The following is a 19215-nucleotide window of genomic DNA, read 5'->3' as shown; positions in this document are numbered from 1 at the left end:
ACCGCCACGCGTCCCGCAGGGTCGCCCCTGCGCGTGCCCGCCAGGGTCACCCCTAGGCCATCCCGCCACGCCTCCGGCAAGCCGGTTACGCCGTCACGTCCCGCCACGCCTCCGGGAGGGCCGCCGCCACGTCCCCCGCCGCGATCGGCGCGCCGCCCGATGCGCGGCGGGCCGCCAGGCCGTGGAGGTAGGCGGCCACCGAGCCCGCGTCCAGGGCGCGCAGGCCCGCCGCGAGCAGGGAGCCCGCCAGGCCCGACAGGACGTCCCCGCTGCCCGCCGTCGCCAGCCACGACGTCCCCGTCGGGTTCACCCGGACGGGCCCCGAACCCTCCGCCACCAGCGTGGTCGACCCCTTCAGGAGCACGGTCGCCCCGAACCGCGCCGCCAGCTCCCGTACCGCCGACAGCCGTTCCGACTCCACCGCCTCCCGCGCGACGCCGAGCAGGGCCGCCGCCTCCCCCGCGTGCGGGGTGAGCAGCGTCGGGGCCGTACGCCCACGCACCGCGGACGCGTCCAGCTCCCGCAGCCCGTCCGCGTCCACCAGGACGGGTACGTCCGAGGCCAGGGCGTCCGCCACGCCCGGCCCGTCACCGAGCCCCGGCCCGACGACCCAGGCCTGCACGCGCCCCGCCTTCGCCGGCGGCCCCGAGTGCACCAGGGTCTCCGGGAAGCGCGCGATCACCGCGTCGGCCGCCGGCCCCACGTACCGCACCGCCCCCGCACCGCCCCGCAGCGCGCCGGCCACCGCCAGCACCGCCGCGCCCGGGTACCGCGCGGAGCCGGCGACCACGCCCACCACACCCCGCCGGTACTTGTCGCTCTCCGCGCCGGGGACGGGCAGCATCCCTGCCACATCCTCGTGTTGGAGCGCCTGGAGCTCCGGTACGGACGGCAGGAACTCCCCGAGGCCGATGTCGACGAGCCGCAGCGCCCCCGCGTACTCCCGCGCGGGGTCGATGAGCAGGCCCGGCTTGTACGCCCCGAACGTCACCGTCGCGTCCGCCCGGAGCGCCTCCCCCGCGACCGCCCCCGAGTCCGCGTCCACTCCGCTCGGCAGGTCGACGGCGACCACGGCCGCGTCCGAGCCGCGGGCCGCCCGCGCGATCGGCACGGCGTCCGGCCGCAGTCCGCCGCGCCCACCGATGCCGGTGATCCCGTCGAGTACGAGATCGGCCGCGGCCAGCGCCTCGTACGGGTCCTCCGTCACCCGCCCGCCGGCCGCCAGCAGGGCCGCGAGACCACGCTCGTGGGCCCGTGAGCCCAGCAGGACGGCCGTCACACCCGCCCCGCGGCGCGCGAGCCGCGCGCCCGCGTAGAGCGCGTCGCCCCCGTTGTCCCCGCTGCCGACGAGCAGGACGACCCTCGCCCCGTACACATGACCGCGGCCCAGCAGCGAGAAACAGGCGGCGGCGAGGCCCGCCGCGGCCCGTTGCATGAGCGCGTCCTCGGGCAGCGTCGCCATCAGCTCGGCCTCGGCGGCCCGTACGGTCTCCACGCGGTAAGCGGTACGCATGCCCCGCAGTCTGCCGCACGCATCGAGCGGCGCACCTCAAGCCGCGCACACCTCAAGCCACCGCTCGGAGCCGAGGGTTGACGCTCCCTCACCGCACCGCCCCCGCCACGGCGCCCGCCGCCGGGCCGACGGCAGGCGGGTCCGGGCGCGCCCCGAAGAACGCGCGAACCCGACCTCCCCCGGGATGCGCGGAGCCCCGTGGTCCGGCCGCGATCGGCCGGGCCACGGGGCTCACCCACGCAACCGGTCCTACCCCTCCGCGATCACCACCGCCGAGGCCACCCCCGCGTCGTGGCTGAGCGACACGTGCCAGCGCTTCACGCCCAGCTCGGCCGCCCGCGCCGCCACCGTGCCGCTCACCCGCAGCCGCGGCTGCCCGCTGCCCTCGACGTACACCTCGGCATCGGTCCAGTGGAGACCGGCCGGCGCGCCGAGCGCCTTGGCCAGCGCCTCCTTCGCGGCGAACCGCACGGCGAGGGAGGCGACCCCGCGCCGCTCACCGCTCGGAAGCAGCTGCTCGCGCTCCACGAAGAGGCGCTGGAGCAGCCCAGGCGTCCGTTCGATCGACGCGGCAAAGCGGTCGATCTCCGCCACGTCGATCCCCACCCCGATGATCATGCGTTCACTCCACGGTCACAGATTTCGCCAGGTTGCGCGGCTGGTCCACCTCATTGCCGCGCGCCGTCGCCAGTTCGCAGGCGAAGACCTGCAGCGGCACGGTGGAGACCAGCGGCTGGAGCAGCGTAGGCGTTGCCGGGATGCGGATGAGATGGTCGGCGTACGGGACGACCGTCTCGTCGCCCTCCTCCGCGATCACGATCGTCCGCGCCCCGCGCGCCCGGATCTCCTGGATGTTGGAGACGATCTTGTCGTGCAGGACGGACCGGCCGCGCGGCGAGGGCACGACGACGACCACCGGCAGGTCCTCCTCGATGAGCGCGATCGGCCCGTGCTTCAGCTCGCCCGCCGCGAAGCCCTCGGCGTGCATGTACGCCAGTTCCTTGAGCTTCAGCGCCCCCTCCAGGGCCACCGGGTAGCCGACGTGCCGGCCGAGGAAGAGCACCGTGTTCTTGTCGGCGAGCGAACGGGCCAGCGCGCGCACCGGCTCCATCGTCTCCAGGACCCGCTCGACCTCGTCGGCGATCCGGGCGAGCTCCCGCACCACGGCGTGGATCTCGTCGCCCCACTTCGTCCCGCGCACCTGGCCCAGGTACAGCGCCAGCAGGTAGCAGGCGACGAGCTGCGTCAGGAACGCCTTCGTCGACGCGACGGCGACTTCGGGCCCCGCGTGCGTGTAGAGAACGGCGTCGGACTCCCGAGGAATCGTCGACCCGTTCGTGTTGCAGACGGCGAGCACCTTGGCGCCCTGCTCGCGCGCGTGCCGCAGCGCCATCAGGGTGTCCATCGTCTCGCCGGACTGGGAGATCGCGATGACCAACGTCCGCTGGCCGAGGATCGGATCGCGGTAGCGGAACTCGCTCGCCAGCTCCACCTCGCAGGGGATCCTGGTCCAGTGCTCGATGGCGTACTTCGCGATCATCCCGGCGTGGAAGGCCGTGCCGCAGGCGATGATGACGATCTTGTCGGCCTCGCGCAGCACCGCGTCCGGGATGCGCACCTCGTCGAGCTTGAGACGCCCCTCGGCGTCGATCCGCCCGAGGAGGGTGTCGGCGACCGCCTTGGGCTGCTCGGCGATCTCCTTGAGCATGAAGTAGTCGTAGCCGCCCTTCTCGGCGGCCGAGGCGTCCCAGTCCACGTGGTACGCCCGTACGTCGGCCGGGGCGCCGCCGAAGTCGGTGACCTCGACGCCCTCCCGGGAGAGCTCGACGACCTGGTCCTGCCCCAGCTCGATCGCGGACCGGGTGTGCGCGATGAAGGCGGACACGTCGGAGGCGAGGAAGTACTCGCCCTCGCCCACGCCCACCACCAGCGGCGAGTTCCGCCGGGCCCCGACCACGACGTCCGGCTGGTCGGCGTGCACGGCGACCAGCGTGAACGCGCCGTCGAGCCGACGGCATACCAGCCGCATCGCCTCGGCGAGGTCACCGCTGGAGGAGAACTCCTCGGCGAGCAGATGGGCCACGACCTCGGTGTCCGTCTCGGACGCGAGGTCGTGGCCGCGCTCCTCCAGCTCGGTCCTCAGGGCGGCGAAGTTCTCGATGATCCCGTTGTGGACGACGGCCACGCGCCCCGCGTTGTCGAGATGCGGGTGCGCGTTGACGTCGGTCGGCCCGCCATGGGTGGCCCAGCGGGTGTGTCCGATACCGGTGGAGCCGCTCGGCAGCGGCCGGTCCACCAGCTCCTTCTCCAGATTGACGAGCTTGCCCGCCTTCTTCGCCGCGGCCAGTCCCCCGTCGGAGAGCACCGCGACGCCGGCCGAGTCGTAGCCCCGGTACTCGAGCCGCTTGAGGCCCGCGATCACCACATCAAGCGCCGACTGCCCGCCGACGTATCCCACGATTCCGCACATGGCGGCAGCCTACGACCGAAGGCCGCCGCACGGCCGGACTCAGCCCAGCTTGGTCGCCTGCGCGTCGATGATGACCTTCGGCTGCTCCTTGACCTCACCGGCGAGGCTGATGGTGGTGAGGGCGGCGAGGTTGTTGCCCTTGCGGAAGACGACGAGCTTGCTGACGAACGGCTCGCCCTCCATGTCGGAGGTGACGGTGAAGGCGACGGCCTCCTCGCCTGCGGTCACGGTGTCCGGGGCGACCTTGGAGACCTTGGTCTCCTCCCCGCCGCCCTTGACCGTGAAGCCGCCCGCGCACTCGGTGCCGGCCGTCTTCACCAGGGCGAGGGCGTCCTGCGCACCGGCGCCGTCGTACGAGCCGAGGGTCACGGCGGTGACCGGGGCACCGAGCGCCCCGATAGCGGCCTCCGTGGGATCCTGCGTCGCGTTCTTCTCCGGAATGGCGACGGCCTTGCGCTGCACGGTCGCGGCGGGGCTGCCGGGCGCGATGAAGGACATGGCGTCGGCGATCGGCTTGCAGGCGGCCTTGTCGGTGGCGACGTCACTCGACTTGACGACGTCCCCGGCCTCCGCCTTCTGCACCTTGTGCCCCTTGAGGTCGGCCTGCTCGACGACGAGCTTCTCCAGCTCGGCGACGGACAGCGCCTTGGCCGCGGGCGCGGCGGAGGTGGCGGACGGCTTGGCGGCGTCCTTGCCCTTCTCCTCGCCCTTCCCGTCCCCACCACAGGCGGTGAGCAGCAGCGCGAGAGAGGCGGCGGAAGCAACGGCGGCGGCGGTTCTCACGGACGTACGCATTCGGATGTGACCTTCTGTTCCCTTGTGCCGCCCTCGTGGGCGGCTCCCCCCGCGTAAGTCCACCCCACGCGGCAACCTGCATGATCACGGTAGAGCAAGGGTCGGACAACAGGTTTTCCGCGTGACCGAGCCCACCACCCACAACCGCCCCCGACCCACGACAATGGCGGGGTGATCACTTCGCCGCCACGAAGCCCCCACCCCAAGGGGAACGGCAACGGCCAGCGCCGGGCCGAGGCCACGCCGTACGTCGACCTCACCCGGGGCGAGTGGAGCGCGCTGCGTGACAAGACGCCGCTGCCGCTCTCCGCCGACGAGGTCGAGCGGCTGCGCGGCCTCGGGGACGTCATCGACCTCGACGAGGTGCGGGACATCTATCTGCCGCTCTCCCGCCTGCTCAACCTGTACGTCCAGGCCACCAGCGGACTGCGCGGGGCGCTCAACACGTTCCTCGGGGAGCGGGCCGAGCAGCGCGGGACGCCCTTTGTCATAGGGGTCGCCGGTTCCGTCGCCGTGGGCAAGTCCACCGTGGCCCGTCTCCTCCAGGCGCTGCTCGCGCGCTGGCCGGAGCACCCGCGCGTGGAGCTCGTCACGACCGACGGCTTCCTCTATCCGATGGAGGAGCTGAAGGCGCGCGGGCTGATGTCCCGCAAGGGCTTCCCGGAGTCGTACGACCGCCGGGCGCTGACCCGGTTCGTCGCCGACATCAAGGCCGGCAAGGACGAGGTCACCGCCCCGGTCTACTCCCACCTGATCTACGACATCGTGCCCGGCGAGCAGCTCGTCGTCCGGCGTCCCGACATCCTGATCGTCGAGGGGCTCAACGTCCTCCAGCCGGCGCTGCCCGGCAAGGACGGCCGTACGCGCGTCGGCCTCGCCGACTACTTCGACTTCTCGGTGTACGTCGACGCGCGGCCCGAGGACATCGAGCGCTGGTACCTCAACCGCTTCCGCAAGCTGCGCGACACGGCGTTCCAGAATCCGTACTCGTACTTCCAGCGCTACACCCAGGTCTCCGAGGAGGAGGCACTGGACTACGCCCGCACGATGTGGCGGACCATCAACAAGGTGAACCTGCTGGAGAACGTGGCTCCGACGCGCGGCCGGGCGACTCTCGTCGTGCGCAAGGGACCGGATCACAAGGTGCAGCGCCTGAGTCTCCGTAAGCTCTGAAGCCCATAAGGTGCGGCCATGCTGCATCTGCGGATCATCACTCCGTCCGCGCGGACGGAAGCGGTTCTCCATCTGATCGACACGACCGTGGGCACCACCCATCTCGCCGTCCTCGAGGGTGCCGCCCGCGATCCCGCCGGTGACATCGTGATGTGCGACGTCGCCCGCGAGGCCGGCGACGAACTCCTGCACGGACTGCGGGAGTTGGAGATCGACAAGGTCGGTTCGGTCGCGGTCGCGCACATCGATCTGTCGCTCTCGGAGCGGGCCGAGCTGGCGGAGAAGGAAGCGCCGGGCGAGGCGGCGGACGCGGTGATCTGGGAGCAGCTCACGGACACCGCCCAGGAGGAGTCCACCCTCACGATCACCTATGCGGCCCTGATGATCGTGGCGACGATGATCGCGGCCTGCGGTGTGGTCCTGGACAACGCGATCCTGATCGTGGGGGCCATGGCGGTGGGCCCCGAGTTCGGCCCGCTCGCCGGTATCAGTACGGGATTGGTGCGGCGCTCAGGCAGGGCCGTCTGGCGCTCGACGGTCGCCCTGGTGGTCGGTTTCGCCTCGGCGATCGTGGCGACGACCGTGTTCAGCCTGGTGATGGACGCCCTCGGCCAGTTCGACGAGGGCATGCTCGACGCCTCGCGCCCGAACACGGGCTTCATCTTCCAGCCCGACCCGTTCTCGTTCATCGTGGCGCTGCTGGCGGGCGTGGCCGGGGTCGTCTCGCTGACCTCGTCCAAGGCGGGCGTGCTGGTCGGCGTGGCGATCTCGGTGACGACCGTCCCCGCGGCGGCGAACGCGGCCGTGGCCCTCAGCTACGGCGAGCTGGACCAGATGTGGGGTTCCACCGAGCAGTTGTTGCTGAACCTGACCGGCATCATCGTCGCCGGTGTGCTCACGCTCATCGGCTGGAAACTGCTGTGGCGCACCCAGCGGGGTCGGATGACCCGACCGCCGGGTGCGCCACGCAGCAAGTAGGACGGCGACTAGCCCAGCGCGGACTTCACCACGTCCGCCAGACGCCCGGCCACGGCCCGCGCCTGCTCGATGTCGGCGGCCTCGACCATCACGCGTACCAGCGGCTCGGTGCCCGAGGGGCGGAGCAACACACGGCCGGTGGAGCCCAGTTCGCGCTCCGCGTCGGTGACCGCCGCGGCCAGCTCGCCGGAGGTCTTCACCCGGGACTTGTCCACGTCGGGCACGTTGACGAGGACCTGCGGCAGCCGCTCCATGACGGAGGCCAGCTCCGCGAGCGACCTGCCGGTGGAGGCGATCCGCGCCGCCAGCATCAGGCCGGTCAAAGTGCCGTCGCCGGTGGTGGCGTGGTCGAGCACGATCACGTGCCCGGACTGCTCGCCGCCCAGCGCGTAGCCGTGCTCCTTCATGGACTCCAGGACGTAGCGGTCGCCGACCGCCGTCTGCACCAGCTGGAGGCCCTCGCGCTCCATGGCCAGCTTGAAGCCGAGGTTGGACATCACGGTCGCGACAACGGTGTCTCCGCGCAGCGTCCCGGCCTCGCGCATGGCGAGGGCGAGCACGGCGAGGATCTGGTCGCCGTCGATCTCGTTGCCGGCCGCGTCGACGGCGAGGCAGCGGTCCGCGTCGCCGTCGTGGGCGATGCCGAAGTCGGCGCCGTGCTCGACCACGGCGGCCTTGAGCAGACCGAGGTGGGTGGAGCCGCAGCCGTCGTTGATGTTGAGGCCGTCCGGCTCCGCACCGATCGTGACGACCTGGGCACCCGCACGGGTGAACGCCTCGGGCGAGACGTGCGAGGCGGCGCCGTGCGCCTCGTCGAGGACGACCTTCAGCCCGTCGAGCCGGTTCGGCAGGACGGCGAGCAGGTGGGAGACGTACGTGTCGAAGCCCTCGTCGTAGTCACGGACCCGGCCGACGCCGGCGCCGGTCGGCCGCTCCCACGGGGCACCGGTGCGGTGCTCCTCGTAGACGGACTCGATCCGGTCCTCCAGCTCGTCGGCGAGCTTGTGACCACCGCGGGCGAAGAACTTGATGCCGTTGTCGGGCATCGCGTTGTGGCTGGCGGAGAGCATCACGCCGAGATCGGCGCCGAGCGCTCCGGTGAGATGGGCCACAGCGGGGGTGGGCAGCACGCCGACACGCAGGACGTCCACGCCCGCGCTCGCGAGGCCCGCCACGACGGCGGCCTCCAGGAACTCTCCCGACGCACGCGGGTCCCGCCCGACCACCGCGGTCGGCCGATGGCCCTCAAAGGTCCCCGCCTCGGCGAGCACATGCGCCGCCGCGACCGACAGACCGAGCGCGAGCTCCGCCGTCAGATCCGCGTTGGCAACACCGCGCACACCGTCCGTGCCGAAGAGTCGTCCCACAGCTGTCCTCCGAAACTGCTCCGAATTTGCGATCCCCTGAACGCTTGATGCCCGTTTTCACGTCAGAGCTGCCCAGAAAGGCCCAGGGGGAGGAAAAGACGTACGCCCCGGCAGCACGGGCAGTGCCGCCGGGGCGTACGTGCAAAGCAGACCGAGCAGGCGATTAACGCTTGCTGTACTGCGGGGCCTTACGGGCCTTCTTGAGACCGGCCTTCTTGCGCTCGACCGCACGGTCGTCGCGGGAGAGGAAGCCGGCCTTCTTCAGCGCCGGGCGGTTGTTCTCGACATCCGCCTCGTTCAGCGCACGGGCCACACCGAGGCGCAGGGCGCCGGCCTGGCCGGAGACGCCGCCACCCGAGATGCGGGCGATGACGTCGTAGCGGTTGTCGAGCTCGAGCACCTTGAAGGGCTCGTTGACTTCCTGCTGGTGCACCTTGTTCGGGAAGTAGTCCTCGAGCGTACGCCCGTTGATCTTCCACTTGCCGGTGCCCGGGACGATCCGGACGCGGGCGATGGCGTTCTTGCGACGACCCAGGCCGGCGGCCGGCTGCGGGTCACCGAAGCGCGACGCCAGGGACTCCGAGGTGTACTCACCCTCGACGGGGACCTCGGACTCGAAGGTGGTGACCTCGGCGTAGGTCTCCTCGCCCTCGATGGGGTTCTCAACAGTGGTCTCGGCCACGATTCTCCTCAGATTTCTTTCGTTCTTAGGGGGTGTGGCCGGAACTACTGCGCGACCTGGGTGATCTCGAACGGGACCGGCTGCTGGGCAGCGTGCGGGTGGTTCTCGCCCGCGTAGACCTTCAGCTTCGAGAGCATCTGACGGCCCAGGGTGTTCTTGGGGATCATGCCCTTGATGGCCTTCTCGACGGCCTTCTCGGGGTTCTTGTCCAGCAGCTCGTCGTAACGGACGGAGCGCAGACCACCCGGGAAGCCGGAGTGGCGGTACGCCAGCTTCTGGGTCTTCTTGTTGCCGGACAGGTGGACCTTGTCAGCGTTGATGATGATGACGAAGTCGCCCATGTCCATGTGGGGGGCGTAGACGGGCTTGTGCTTGCCTCGGAGGAGGTTCGCAGCCGTCGTCGCCAGACGGCCCAGGACAACGTCCTGCGCGTCGATGATGTGCCACTGGCGAGTGACATCGCCGGGCTTGGGGCTGTACGTACGCACTTCGTAGCCTTCGCTTCTTCAGTGGATGGAGTCCAGACACACCTGAAGCGATCATGCAGCTGGGGCCTGCACTGCCGGGATCACTGCCCGTATGCGAGCCACTGGTAACTGCTCCAGGGAACCTGCGTAAGGGCCCTTCGCGTGTGAACGACGAAGCCAATACGCATAACAAACCGCAACACTACCCGCGCCGCCCCCGACGGGTCAAAACGCCGCGAGACACCAGGTCAGCGCACCCGCTCGACCCGGGGCGCCCCGTCGTAGATCTCCCGCGAGGCGAGGACCTCCTCGATGTGCCCGTCCGCCCAGTCCTTCACGGCCCGGACCACCGGCAGCAGGCTCACCCCGAGCGCGGTCAGCTCGTAGTCCACCCGTACGGGCACGGACGGCGTCACCGACCGGGCCACGAGGCCGTCCCGCTCCAGCGCCCGCAGCGTCTGCGTGAGCATCTTCTGACTGACGCCGGCGATCGTGCGGCCCAGGTCGCTGTAGCGCCGCGGGCCGTCCGCGAGGGCGCTCAGGAGCAGGGTGACCCACTTGTCGGCGATCCGGTCGAGGAGCTGCCGGGCGGGGCACTCGGCGAGGTAGGCGTCATAGGCGCGACGCGCCTCCTCACGCTGCTGCGCGGCGGTACGCGTGGCCATGGACGCCCCTCCCCGTGCGGTACGCACTCCCGCGTACGTACTTCCCCACGGAGAGTAGCTCTCCCTAGGTTCGCGGCAACACTCCTTCCCAAGGAAAGGCGGCCGCGATGCGCGCCCTCGTCATCGACTCCTTCGGCGGACCGGAGGTCCTGCGGATCGCCGACGTACCCGCCCCCACGTCCCCGGGCCCCGGACAGGTACGGGTCCGCGTCGAGGCGGCGACGGTCAACCCCGTGGACCTGGCCACACGCTCCGGCGCGCTCGCGGACGCAGGGCTGATGCCCGCACGGGCACGGACCGGCCTCGGCTGGGACGTGGCGGGCGTGGTCGAGGAGACGGGCCCCGGGGTCACCCAGCCGCGCCCCGGCGACCGGGTCATCGGCCTGCACGACCGCCTGGACGTGCCGCTCGGCACCCAGGCCGACCAGGTCGTGCTCGACGCCCACACCCTCGCCCCGGCCCCCGCGGGCGTCCCCGCCGCCGCGGCCGCCACGCTGCCGCTGAGCGGTCTCACCTCACTCCAGGCCCTCGACGCGCTCGGGCTCTCCCCGGGCGAGGCGCTGCTGGTCACAGGAGCTGCGGGAGCGGTGGGCGGCCACACCGTGCAGCTCGCCGTCGCGCGCGGGCTGCGGGTCGTCGCGTCCGCCCGGGAGCGCGACGAGGCGCTCGTCCGCGACCTGGGGGCGGAACTCTTCGTGCCGGACACGGCCGACCGCCTCGGCGAGACGGTCCGCACCCTGGTACCCGGGGGCGTGGCCGGGGCCGTGGACGCCGCGGTCCTGGGGGCGACCGCCCTCGACGGCGTGCGCTCCGGCGGAGCCTTCGCGGCGCTCGTCGCGGGCGGGGCCCCGGTCCCGCTGCGGGGCACCCGGGTGCACCAGGTCTGGATCCGCGCCGACGGCCGGGCCCTGGCAGGACTGGCCGCCCTCGCCGAGGCCGGCATCCTGACCCCACGGGTCGCGGCCACCCTCCCCCTCGCCGCGGCACGGGACGCCCACGAGCGTCTGGCGGCGGGCGGCGTACGGGGCCGCCTGGTCCTGCTCCCGTAGTAGCCCTGAGGACCCGGCGGCATCCGCCGTCAGCGCACCCGCTCGACCCGGCGCTCGTCCCAGACCGGCTCCGGCGTCTCCCGGACGACACCGTCCGAGCCGAAGACCAGGTAACGGTCGAAGGTCTTCGCGAACCACCGGTCGTGCGTGACGGCGAGAACCGTGCCGTCGTACGACTCCAGGCCGTCCTGGAGAGCCTCCGCCGACTCCAGGTCCAGGTTGTCCGTCGGCTCGTCGAGCAGCAGCGCCGTCGTGCCGGAGAGCTCCAGGAGCAGGATCTGGAACCGGGCCTGCTGACCGCCGGAGAGCTTCTCGAAGGGCTGGTCGCCCTGCCCCTCCAGCTCGTACCGGCGCAGCACCGACATCGCCCCGCCGCGGTCCTTCGCATGTTCCGACCAGAGGATGTCCACGAGGGAACGGCCCTCGAGCTCCGGGTGGGCGTGGGTCTGCGCGAAGTGGCCGGGAACCACCCGCGCGCCCGTCTTCCACAGACCCGTGTGCGCCACGGACGGATCCCCGGCGAGCAGCCGCAGGAAGTGTGACTTGCCCGACCCGTTCGAGCCGAGGACTGCGACCCGCTCCCCGTAGAAGATCTCCAGCGAGAAGGGCTTCATCAGGCCGGTCAGCTCAAGGTTCTCGCAGGTCACCGCCCGCACACCCGTCCGGCCGCCGCGCAGCCGCATCCGGATGTCCTGCTCGCGCGGCGGCTCCGGCGGCGGCCCGGCCTCCTCGAACTTCTTCAGCCGGGTCTGCGCCGCCGCGTACCGGGACGCCATGTCGTGGCTGACCGACGCCGCCTGCCGCAGGTTGAGCACCAGCTTCTTCAGCTGCGCGTGCTTCTCCTCCCAGCGCCGCTTCAGCTCCTCGAAGCGGGCGAAGCGCTCCCGCCGCGCCTCGTGGAAGGTCTCGAAGCCGCCGCCGTGCACCCAGACGTCGGACCCGGCAGGGCCCGGCTCCACCGCGATGATCTTCTGCGCGGCCCGGGCGAGCAGTTCCCGGTCGTGGGAGATGAAGAGCACGGTCTTACGGGTCTCCCGCAGCCGCTCCTCCAGCCACCGCTTGCCGGGGACGTCCAGATAGTTGTCGGGCTCGTCGAGCAGGAGCACCTCGTCGGTGCCGCGCAGCAGCGACTCCAGGACGAGGCGCTTCTGCTCGCCGCCGCTGAGCGTGCGGACCTCGCGGAACTGCGCCTTCTCGTACGGCACACCCAGCGCCGCCATCGTGCACATGTCCCAGACGGTCTCGGCCTCGTATCCCTGGACCTCGGCCCAGTCGCTGAGGGCCTGCGCGTACGCCATCTGCGCGGCCTCGTCGTCGACCGTCATGATCAGGTGCTCGGCGGCGTCGACCGCCTTAGCCGCCTCGCGGATGCGGGGCTGGGCGACCGAGACCAGCAGGTCACGGACCGTGCGCTCGTCCCTCACCGAGCCGACGAACTGCGGCATCACGCCGAGCCCGCCGCTCACGGTCACCGAGCCGGCGTGCGGCTGGAGCTCCCCGGAGATCATCCGCAGCAGCGTGGTCTTTCCGGCGCCGTTGGCCCCGACCAGGGCGACCACCGCGCCCTCCCCCACCCGGAAGGAGGCGTCCGCGAGCAGGACCCTCCCGTCGGGAAGGTAGTACTCCAGATGCGCGGCCTCGACATGTCCCATGAGGGGCATTGTCGCCGCCGGCACCGCTGTCTCCCAACCGGTTTAGGATGCGCGGCATGAGCTTTGGGGGACCGCAGTGGCCACAGGAGCCACAGCAGCAGGGACAGCAGCAGCCGTTCGGACAGCAGCCCAACCCGTTTCCGGGGGCACAGGACCCGTTTCCTGGGGCGCAGGCGCCGCAGACACCGGACTGGGGCGCCCTCGCCGACGCCTCCGCGGGCGCCCGGCGGCGTAAGCGCTGGCTGATGATCGGCGGTGGCGCGCTCGCCACCGTCGCGGTCGGCGCGATCGTCGCCACAGCGGTCGTGAGCGGCAACGACACCCCCACGACGGGCAAGAACGGCACGGTGGCCCCCACCGACTCGGCCACGGCCGGCGGCAGCCCGACGCCCGCCCCGACGTTCTCCTCCGTGGCTCCGCCGCCCCCGCCCAACCCCAAGGACTTCATCTCGAACGAGAAGAAGGACAAGGCCCCGCTGAGCGCCGAGGGTCTCTTCCCGGGCAAGAAGCTGACGATGAGCGGCCGCGCGTACGGCAAGGGCTCGACCTCGTCGACGACGAACTGCGCGAGCGTGGCGCAGGGTGCTCTCGGCTCGGTCCTGAAGAAGAACGGCTGCGACCGCGTGATTCGCGCCACCTATGTGAAGGACGGGGTCGCGATCACCGTCGGCGTGGCCGTGTTCTCCACCGAGGCGGAGGCGCTGAAGGCGAAGAACCAGGCCAGCGGCGGCATCGCCCCGCTGGCCGGCTCGGGTGTGAAGGAGTTCTGCCGCGCGACGGTCTGTCTGCGCCGGGCGAACTCGATCGGCCGGTACGCGTACTTCACCCAGGCCGGGTTCACCAACGGCAAGAAGGTCACCACGGGCGACAAGGCGATCTTCCAGGCCAGTGACGACCTGGGCACCTTCACCTTCAACCAGATCTACGCACGGGGCCGCTCCCAGGCGTCAGCAGCAGCCGGCGCTCCCGGGGAGTGACCGCTTGTTCCTGGCCTCCCGGTTCCGGGCGGCCAGGAGCTCGTCGGCCGGGTAGCCGACCTCTTCGAGGGTGAGCCCGTGCGGGCGTACGACGTGCACGGCCGAGTCCCGGACACCCGCGGCAAGGACCTTCGCCGGCCAGTCGACCGGGCGGTGTCCGTCCCCGACGAAGAGCAGGGCGCCGACGAGCGAGCGGACCATGTTGTGGCAGAAGGCGTCCGCCTTGACGGTCGCTTCGAAGATGCCGCCGGGCCGCCGCTCCCAGCGCAGCTCCTGGAGCGTACGGATGGTGGTGGCGCCCTCGCGCTTCTTGCAGTAGGCGGCGAAGTCGTGCTCGCCGACGAGCCGCTCGGCGGCGGCGTTCATGGCGTCCATGTCGAGGGCCCAGTCGTGCCAGAGGACGTGGCCGCGCAGCAGCGGGTCGACGCCGCCGGGGTTGTCGGTGACGCGGTAGGCGTAACGGCGCCAGATGGCCGAGAACCGCGCGTTGAAACCGCTGGGGGCCTCCGTCAGGCGCCAGACCCGCACATCGTGCGAGAGCCGTCCCGCGAGCCGCCTGAGCAGCTTGTCCTGGTGCTCGGCCCACAGCTCGACGGGCAGATCGACGTGGGCGACCTGGCCGCGGGCGTGCACACCGGCGTCGGTGCGTCCGGCGACGGTCAGCTCGTACGTCTCCTTGGACCGCGTCACGGTCTTCAGGGCGTCCTCGATGTCGCCCTGGACGGTCCGCTGTCCGTGGGCCTGCTTGGCCCAGCCGGAGAAGTCCTTCCCGTCGTAGGAAAGGTCGAGCCGGATCCGTACGAAACCGGGCTGCACGTCGTCGCTCACGCGATTCATCCTCTCAACATCACGGAAGCGGGCCCGTACCCCTGGGGGTACGGGCCCGCACACGAGATTCGTCGGAACGCTTACGCGTCCTTCGACTCCTCGGCGGCGTCCTCGACCTTGGTCTCCTCGACCTTGGCCTCGTCAGCCTCCTTGACGGCGCGCTTGGCGGCGGCCTCGGCCTCGGCGACGGTCGCCTTCTTGGCGATCTCGCCCTCGACCAGCTCGATCACGGCCATCGGGGCGTTGTCGCCACGACGGTTGCCGATCTTGGTGATACGGGTGTAGCCACCCGGGCGCTCGGAGTAGCGCGGGGCGATCTCGGTGAAGAGCGTGTGGACGACGCCCTTGTCCGTGATCGTCTGCAGCACCAGGCGACGGTTGTGGATGTCGCCCTTCTTCGCCTTGGTGATCAGGCGCTCGGCGACCGGACGCAGGCGGCGGGCCTTGGCCTCGGTCGTGGTGATGCGGCCGTGCTCGAAGAGGGACTTCGCCAGGTTGGCAAGCAGCAGACGCTCGTGAGCGGCGCTGCCACCGAGGCGGGCACCCTTGGCGGGACGCGGCATGGTGTTTCTCCTTGTGATCTGCACCGGCCGTGTGAGGTACCGGTGTCAGTGTCCGAGCAGGCGGTTACCTGTCGGAGATCCGGGAGCAGCCCCACAGGGGCGCTCCCGGAAGGGGCGCGGGGAACTGCGCGATCAAGCACAGCGCACCCGCACCCGCACCCGAGTACGGACCGAAACGGCCCGAGCTTCTTAGTACTGCTCGGTCTCGACGAAGCCCGCGTCCGCGTCGTCGTCGGCGCCGAAGGCGTCGGCGGCGGCGGTCGGGTCGAATCCGGGCGGGCTGTCCTTGAGGGCCAGGCCCATGCCGGCCAGCTTCGCCTTGACCTCGTCGATCGACTTCGCACCGAAGTTGCGGATGTCGAGCAGGTCGGCCTCGGAGCGCGCCACGAGCTCACCCACGGAGTGGATGCCCTCACGCTTGAGGCAGTTGTACGAACGAACGGTGAGCTCGAGCTCCTCGATCGGCAGCGCCAGGTCGGCGGCAAGGGCGGCGTCCGTCGGGGACGGTCCCATGTCGATGCCCTCGGCGTCGATGTTGAGCTCGCGCGCCAGACCGAACAGCTCGACCAGGGTCTTACCGGCGGACGCCATGGCGTCACGCGGGCGCATGGCCTGCTTGGTCTCGACGTCGACGATCAGCTTGTCGAAGTCGGTGCGCTGCTCGACACGGGTCGCCTCGACCTTGTACGTGACCTTGAGCACCGGCGAGTAGATGGAGTCGACCGGGATACGGCCGATCTCCTGGCCCACCTGCTTGTTCTGCACGGCGGAGACGTAGCCGCGACCGCGCTCGACGGTCAGCTCCATCTCCAGCTTGCCCTTGCCGTTGAGCGTGGCGAGCACCAGGTCGGGGTTGTGCACCTCGACGCCGGCCGGCGGGGCGATGTCGGCAGCGGTGACCAGGCCGGGACCCTGCTTGCGCAGGTACATCACGACCGGCTCGTCGTGCTCCGAGGAGACGACCAGCTGCTTGATGTTCAGGATGAGGTCGGTGACGTCCTCCTTGACGCCCGGCACGGTGGTGAACTCGTGCAGGACACCGTCGATACGGATGGACGTGACAGCCGCACCCGGGATCGAGGAGAGGAGCGTACGACGGAGGCTGTTGCCGAGCGTGTAGCCGAAGCCCGGCTCCAGGGGCTCGATGACGAACCGCGAGCGGAACTCGTCGACGACCTCTTCGGTCAGCGAGGGACGCTGAGCGATCAGCATGGTGTGAATCCTTCGGTTGTGGACGCCCACTATTTGACGTCCGACAGAGGTACTACCAAGGGTACGGGCGGCACGCCTCCGAAGAGCCGTACCGCCCAACCCTCAAATCAACCGTTGCCGGTCGTACATCGGACGCAGAGCGTCAGACGCGACGACGCTTCGGCGGACGGCAGCCGTTGTGCGGCGTGGGGGTGACGTCCTGGATCGAACCGACCTCGAGGCCCGTGGCCTGGAGGGAGCGGATCGCGGTCTCGCGGCCGGAGCCCGGACCCTTCACGAAGACGTCGACCTTGCGCATGCCGTGCTCCTGCGCGCGGCGAGCGGCCGACTCGGCGGCCATCTGCGCGGCGAACGGGGTGGACTTGCGCGAGCCCTTGAAGCCGACGTGGCCGGCGGAGGCCCAGGAGATCACGTTGCCCGAGGGGTCCGTGATCGAGACGATCGTGTTGTTGAACGTGCTCTTGATGTGCGCGTGGCCGTGAGCGACGTTCTTCTTTTCCTTGCGGCGCACCTTCTTGGCAGCGCCCTGACGACCCTTGGGGGGCATCTATATCTCCTACGGGAGGTGGTCGGTCCTACAGCGAAGACCGTGTGGTCAAGCGTCCGCTGAGGACTACTTCTTGCCCGGCTTCTTCTTGCCGGCGATGGCGCGACGCGGGCCCTTGCGGGTACGGGCGTTCGTGCTCGTCCGCTGACCGTGCACGGGCAGGCCACGACGGTGGCGGATGCCCTGGTAGCACTGGATCTCGATCTTGCGGCGGATGTCGCCCTGGATCTCGCGGCGGAGGTCACCCTCGGTCTGGAGGTTGGCGTCCACGTACTCGCGGATCTTGACCAGGTCCTCTTCGGCCAGGTCACGAACGCGGGTGTTCGGGTTCACGCCGGTGGAGGCGAGGATCTCCTTGGACCGGGTGCGCCCGATACCGAAGACGTAGGTGAGTGCGATCTCCACACGCTTTTCGCGCGGGATGTCAACACCGGAAACGCGTGCCATTCAATGGCTCCTGTGTGTTCGGGGGTCTTCCGCAAAGCCGCTCCTCATTCGCCGTATGAGGTACGAATCAGGTCCCCGGCCCCCGCCGGAGGTGCCGCCGACCCTTGCGGGCTGGGCGGGCTCTGCGTATGTACGTATTGCTTGCGTCGCGCGAAGAACTGCGAAATGCAGGTCGGTCGGCGTGCGTCAGCCCTGGCGCTGCTTGTGGCGCAGGTTGTCGCAGATGACCATGACCCGACCGTGACGGCGGATCACCTTGCACTTGTCGCAGATCTTCTTGACGCTCGGCTTGACCTTCATGGGTGTGAGGTTCTCCGGGTCAGTGCCACCACCCGCGCGCGGAGGCGGGGTGCGGGCAAGATCTACTTGTAGCGGTAGACGATCCGGCCACGCGTCAGGTCGTACGGAGAGAGCTCCACGACGACCCGGTCGTCCGGGAGGATTCGGATGTAGTGCATCCGCATCTTGCCGGAGATGTGCGCGAGGACCTTGTGACCGTTCTGGAGCTCCACCTTGAACATGGCGTTCGGGAGGGACTCGATCACGGTGCCCTCGATTTCGATGGCACCTTGCTTCTTGGCCACGCTTCGCCTTTCGAATCGGCTACCTTGATCGACTCTCGATCCCGAATGCGGACACACGGGTACACGAGAGCCGACGCATCAGTCTACGTCAGGCACCTGGAAAAGACGAATCCGGGAAGTTTGCCCACCACGGAAGATCGTTACGCAAGGAGCCACGCCGCGGCTCGGCGGCCCTGCGCCACAGGGGTCTCCCCAGGCCCTCAGGGCCCAGGGTAAGGATCCGGCGCCGCCACGACGCCCGGCTTCCGCCGGCTTCGCCCTGCCGCAGCCCCATCCCGCGACGCAGCCCTCGTGGCCGGAGGGCGGGCGCCGGCCGACGCCGGCGCGCCCCGTCGGCTACGCCAAGGGATCCGGCGCTGCCACCACGCCCAGCTCCGCCAGCTTCGCCCTGCCGCAGTCGGGGGCCGTCAGGACCAGCGGGCCCTCCTCCGTCACGGCCACCGAGTGCTCCCAGTGGGAGGACCAGGTGCCGTCCGTGGAGACGACCGTCCAGTCGTCCGCCAGGACCTCCGTGCGGGGCGTGCCGAGCGAGACCATGGGCTCGATCGCCAGGCAGAAGCCGGGAACCAGCTTCGGGCCCTTGCCGCGCTTGCGGGAGACGTAGTTCAGCAGGTGCGGGTCCATGTGCATCTCGGTGCCGATGCCGTGGCCGCCGTAGTCCTCGACGATGCCGTACTTGCCGCCGCCCGGCTTCGGCTGACGGCGGATGTACGTCTCGATCGCCCGGGAGACGTCCACGAGCCGGTTGCCGTTCTTCATCGCGGCGATGCCGGCCCACATCGACTCCTCGGTCACCCGCGAGAGCTCGATCAGCTCCGGCGCGTGACCCGTGCCCACGAACGCCGTGTACGCGGCGTCGCCGTGCCAGCCGTCCACGATCGCGCCGGCGTCGATGGAGATGATGTCGCCGTCCTTGAGAACGGTCTTCTCGTCCGGGATGCCGTGGACGACGACCTCGTTGACCGAGGTGCAGATCGTCGCGGGGAAGCCGCCGTACCCGAGGAAGTTCGACTTCGCCCCGTGGTCTGCGATCACCTTGCGGGCGACCTCGTCCAGGTCCTTCGTCGTGGCGCCCGGCACGGCCGCCTCACGGGTCGCCGCGTGGATGGCGGCGACGACCAGCCCCGCCTCGCGCATCTTCGCGATCTGCTCGGGGGTCTTGATCTGCACCATCGTGGCGGGGGCCTTTCCTTGCGTGTACACGGGACAGAACAACGATACGGCCGCGGCGCCCCGAGGGGCACCG

Annotated in this window: 21 protein-coding genes; 4 read left to right on the top strand and 17 right to left on the bottom strand. The window is 70.6% G+C overall.

Going from position 1 to position 19215, the window contains the following annotated elements; genetic code table 11:
• Positions 1 to 85 precede the first annotated feature (85 nt).
• From ACFC0D_RS18175 to ACFC0D_RS18160, 4 genes are all read right to left on the bottom strand, one after another.
• The gene (locus ACFC0D_RS18175; RefSeq protein WP_376436497.1) at positions 86 to 1513 is read right to left on the bottom strand and encodes an NAD(P)H-hydrate dehydratase; all 1428 of its coding nucleotides are present in this window, start codon (positions 1511 to 1513) and stop codon (positions 86 to 88) included.
• 249 nt (positions 1514 to 1762) lie between these two features.
• The gene (locus ACFC0D_RS18170) at positions 1763 to 2131 is read right to left on the bottom strand and encodes a holo-ACP synthase (RefSeq protein WP_376436494.1); all 369 of its coding nucleotides are present in this window, start codon (positions 2129 to 2131) and stop codon (positions 1763 to 1765) included.
• 4 nt (positions 2132 to 2135) lie between these two features.
• On the bottom strand, positions 2136 to 3983 hold the full coding sequence (glmS, locus tag ACFC0D_RS18165) for a glutamine--fructose-6-phosphate transaminase (isomerizing) (protein WP_376436491.1): 1848 nt from the start codon (positions 3981 to 3983) through the stop codon (positions 2136 to 2138).
• 39 nt (positions 3984 to 4022) lie between these two features.
• Complete coding sequence (locus ACFC0D_RS18160; RefSeq protein ID WP_376436487.1) at positions 4023 to 4778, bottom strand: hypothetical protein; 756 nt, start codon at positions 4776 to 4778, stop codon at positions 4023 to 4025.
• A gap of 171 nt (positions 4779 to 4949) precedes the next feature.
• Here ACFC0D_RS18160 and coaA point away from each other — a divergent pair, with 171 nt between their 5' ends.
• On the top strand, positions 4950 to 5951 hold the full coding sequence (coaA, locus tag ACFC0D_RS18155) for a type I pantothenate kinase (RefSeq protein WP_376436485.1): 1002 nt from the start codon (positions 4950 to 4952) through the stop codon (positions 5949 to 5951).
• An 18-nt stretch (positions 5952 to 5969) separates the two neighbouring features.
• Positions 5970 to 6929, top strand: a complete 960-nt coding sequence (locus tag ACFC0D_RS18150) for a DUF389 domain-containing protein (protein WP_376436482.1) — start codon at positions 5970 to 5972, stop codon at positions 6927 to 6929.
• Positions 6930 to 6937: 8 nt separating this feature from the next.
• On the opposite strand, the gene glmM is transcribed toward ACFC0D_RS18150, so the two are convergent.
• From glmM to ACFC0D_RS18130, 4 genes are all read right to left on the bottom strand, one after another.
• Entirely contained in the window at positions 6938 to 8296 is a 1359-nt protein-coding gene (gene glmM, locus ACFC0D_RS18145; RefSeq protein WP_376436479.1) for a phosphoglucosamine mutase, read from the bottom strand.
• A 163-nt stretch (positions 8297 to 8459) separates the two neighbouring features.
• Positions 8460 to 8978, bottom strand: a complete 519-nt coding sequence (gene rpsI, locus ACFC0D_RS18140) for a 30S ribosomal protein S9 (RefSeq protein WP_361859316.1) — start codon at positions 8976 to 8978, stop codon at positions 8460 to 8462.
• A gap of 44 nt (positions 8979 to 9022) precedes the next feature.
• Positions 9023 to 9466, bottom strand: a complete 444-nt coding sequence (gene rplM, locus ACFC0D_RS18135) for a 50S ribosomal protein L13 (RefSeq protein WP_015035600.1) — start codon at positions 9464 to 9466, stop codon at positions 9023 to 9025.
• A 227-nt stretch (positions 9467 to 9693) separates the two neighbouring features.
• Complete coding sequence (locus tag ACFC0D_RS18130) at positions 9694 to 10110, bottom strand: winged helix-turn-helix transcriptional regulator (protein WP_376436475.1); 417 nt, start codon at positions 10108 to 10110, stop codon at positions 9694 to 9696.
• 107 nt (positions 10111 to 10217) lie between these two features.
• Between ACFC0D_RS18130 and ACFC0D_RS18125 the strand changes: the two genes are divergently transcribed.
• Complete coding sequence (locus tag ACFC0D_RS18125) at positions 10218 to 11159, top strand: NADP-dependent oxidoreductase (RefSeq protein WP_376436473.1); 942 nt, start codon at positions 10218 to 10220, stop codon at positions 11157 to 11159.
• A gap of 29 nt (positions 11160 to 11188) precedes the next feature.
• On the opposite strand, the gene ACFC0D_RS18120 is transcribed toward ACFC0D_RS18125, so the two are convergent.
• The gene (locus ACFC0D_RS18120; RefSeq protein WP_376436589.1) at positions 11189 to 12820 is read right to left on the bottom strand and encodes an ABC-F family ATP-binding cassette domain-containing protein; all 1632 of its coding nucleotides are present in this window, start codon (positions 12818 to 12820) and stop codon (positions 11189 to 11191) included.
• A gap of 47 nt (positions 12821 to 12867) precedes the next feature.
• Here ACFC0D_RS18120 and ACFC0D_RS18115 point away from each other — a divergent pair, with 47 nt between their 5' ends.
• Positions 12868 to 13788 carry a hypothetical protein gene (locus ACFC0D_RS18115; protein ID WP_376436471.1) on the top strand — a complete coding sequence of 307 codons (921 nt, stop codon included), beginning with the start codon at positions 12868 to 12870 and terminating at the stop codon, positions 13786 to 13788.
• Here the strand turns inward: ACFC0D_RS18115 and truA are convergent.
• The 8 genes from truA to map all read right to left on the bottom strand — a co-directional run bounded on the left by truA (position 13759) and on the right by map (position 19142).
• Positions 13759 to 14616, bottom strand: coding sequence for a tRNA pseudouridine(38-40) synthase TruA (truA, locus tag ACFC0D_RS18110; RefSeq protein ID WP_376436469.1), 858 nt, complete (start codon positions 14614 to 14616; stop codon positions 13759 to 13761). The two genes, ACFC0D_RS18115 and truA, sit on opposite strands and share 30 nt — an antisense overlap.
• Before the next feature lie 80 nt (positions 14617 to 14696).
• A complete protein-coding gene (gene rplQ, locus ACFC0D_RS18105; RefSeq protein WP_361859328.1) occupies positions 14697 to 15179 on the bottom strand; it encodes a 50S ribosomal protein L17 in 483 nt (160 codons plus the stop codon).
• A gap of 189 nt (positions 15180 to 15368) precedes the next feature.
• Positions 15369 to 16391, bottom strand: a complete 1023-nt coding sequence (locus ACFC0D_RS18100; protein WP_003966937.1) for a DNA-directed RNA polymerase subunit alpha — start codon at positions 16389 to 16391, stop codon at positions 15369 to 15371.
• 142 nt (positions 16392 to 16533) lie between these two features.
• Positions 16534 to 16938: a 30S ribosomal protein S11 gene (gene rpsK / locus ACFC0D_RS18095; protein WP_003956432.1), complete on the bottom strand. Its 405-nt coding sequence runs from the start codon at positions 16936 to 16938 to the stop codon at positions 16534 to 16536.
• Between the two features lie 66 nt (positions 16939 to 17004).
• Positions 17005 to 17385: a 30S ribosomal protein S13 gene (gene rpsM / locus ACFC0D_RS18090; protein ID WP_005313488.1), complete on the bottom strand. Its 381-nt coding sequence runs from the start codon at positions 17383 to 17385 to the stop codon at positions 17005 to 17007.
• 186 nt (positions 17386 to 17571) lie between these two features.
• Entirely contained in the window at positions 17572 to 17685 is a 114-nt protein-coding gene (gene rpmJ, locus ACFC0D_RS18085; protein WP_003956441.1) for a 50S ribosomal protein L36, read from the bottom strand.
• 62 nt (positions 17686 to 17747) lie between these two features.
• Complete coding sequence (gene infA / locus ACFC0D_RS18080) at positions 17748 to 17969, bottom strand: translation initiation factor IF-1 (protein ID WP_003956442.1); 222 nt, start codon at positions 17967 to 17969, stop codon at positions 17748 to 17750.
• A gap of 336 nt (positions 17970 to 18305) precedes the next feature.
• Positions 18306 to 19142: a type I methionyl aminopeptidase gene (map, locus tag ACFC0D_RS18075; RefSeq protein WP_376436586.1), complete on the bottom strand. Its 837-nt coding sequence runs from the start codon at positions 19140 to 19142 to the stop codon at positions 18306 to 18308.
• Positions 19143 to 19215 lie beyond the last annotated feature (73 nt).

Source organism: Streptomyces sp. NPDC056222 (assembly GCF_042264065.1).
Lineage (GTDB): Bacteria > Actinomycetota > Actinomycetes > Streptomycetales > Streptomycetaceae > Streptomyces.
This window is presented reverse-complemented; position numbering and strand designations above follow the sequence as displayed.

What these genes read in the sequence shown, in the direction of transcription:
- ACFC0D_RS18175 (WP_376436497.1), bottom strand. Translation starts at nt 1,513, where the DNA reads ATGCGTACCGCTTACCGCGTGGAGACCGTACGGGCCGCCGAGGCCGAG.
- ACFC0D_RS18170 (WP_376436494.1), bottom strand. Translation starts at nt 2,131, where the DNA reads ATGATCATCGGGGTGGGGATCGACGTGGCGGAGATCGACCGCTTTGCC.
- glmS (WP_376436491.1), bottom strand. Translation starts at nt 3,983, where the DNA reads ATGTGCGGAATCGTGGGATACGTCGGCGGGCAGTCGGCGCTTGATGTG.
- ACFC0D_RS18160 (WP_376436487.1), bottom strand. Translation starts at nt 4,778, where the DNA reads ATGCGTACGTCCGTGAGAACCGCCGCCGCCGTTGCTTCCGCCGCCTCT.
- ACFC0D_RS18150 (WP_376436482.1), top strand. Translation starts at nt 5,970, where the DNA reads ATGCTGCATCTGCGGATCATCACTCCGTCCGCGCGGACGGAAGCGGTT.
- ACFC0D_RS18130 (WP_376436475.1), bottom strand. Translation starts at nt 10,110, where the DNA reads ATGGCCACGCGTACCGCCGCGCAGCAGCGTGAGGAGGCGCGTCGCGCC.
- ACFC0D_RS18125 (WP_376436473.1), top strand. Translation starts at nt 10,218, where the DNA reads ATGCGCGCCCTCGTCATCGACTCCTTCGGCGGACCGGAGGTCCTGCGG.
- ACFC0D_RS18120 (WP_376436589.1), bottom strand. Translation starts at nt 12,820, where the DNA reads ATGCCCCTCATGGGACATGTCGAGGCCGCGCATCTGGAGTACTACCTT.
- ACFC0D_RS18115 (WP_376436471.1), top strand. Translation starts at nt 12,868, where the DNA reads ATGAGCTTTGGGGGACCGCAGTGGCCACAGGAGCCACAGCAGCAGGGA.
- rplQ (WP_361859328.1), bottom strand. Translation starts at nt 15,179, where the DNA reads ATGCCGCGTCCCGCCAAGGGTGCCCGCCTCGGTGGCAGCGCCGCTCAC.
- ACFC0D_RS18100 (WP_003966937.1), bottom strand. Translation starts at nt 16,391, where the DNA reads ATGCTGATCGCTCAGCGTCCCTCGCTGACCGAAGAGGTCGTCGACGAG.
- rpsK (WP_003956432.1), bottom strand. Translation starts at nt 16,938, where the DNA reads ATGCCCCCCAAGGGTCGTCAGGGCGCTGCCAAGAAGGTGCGCCGCAAG.
- rpsM (WP_005313488.1), bottom strand. Translation starts at nt 17,385, where the DNA reads ATGGCACGCGTTTCCGGTGTTGACATCCCGCGCGAAAAGCGTGTGGAG.
- rpmJ (WP_003956441.1), bottom strand. Translation starts at nt 17,685, where the DNA reads ATGAAGGTCAAGCCGAGCGTCAAGAAGATCTGCGACAAGTGCAAGGTG.
- map (WP_376436586.1), bottom strand. Translation starts at nt 19,142, where the DNA reads ATGGTGCAGATCAAGACCCCCGAGCAGATCGCGAAGATGCGCGAGGCG.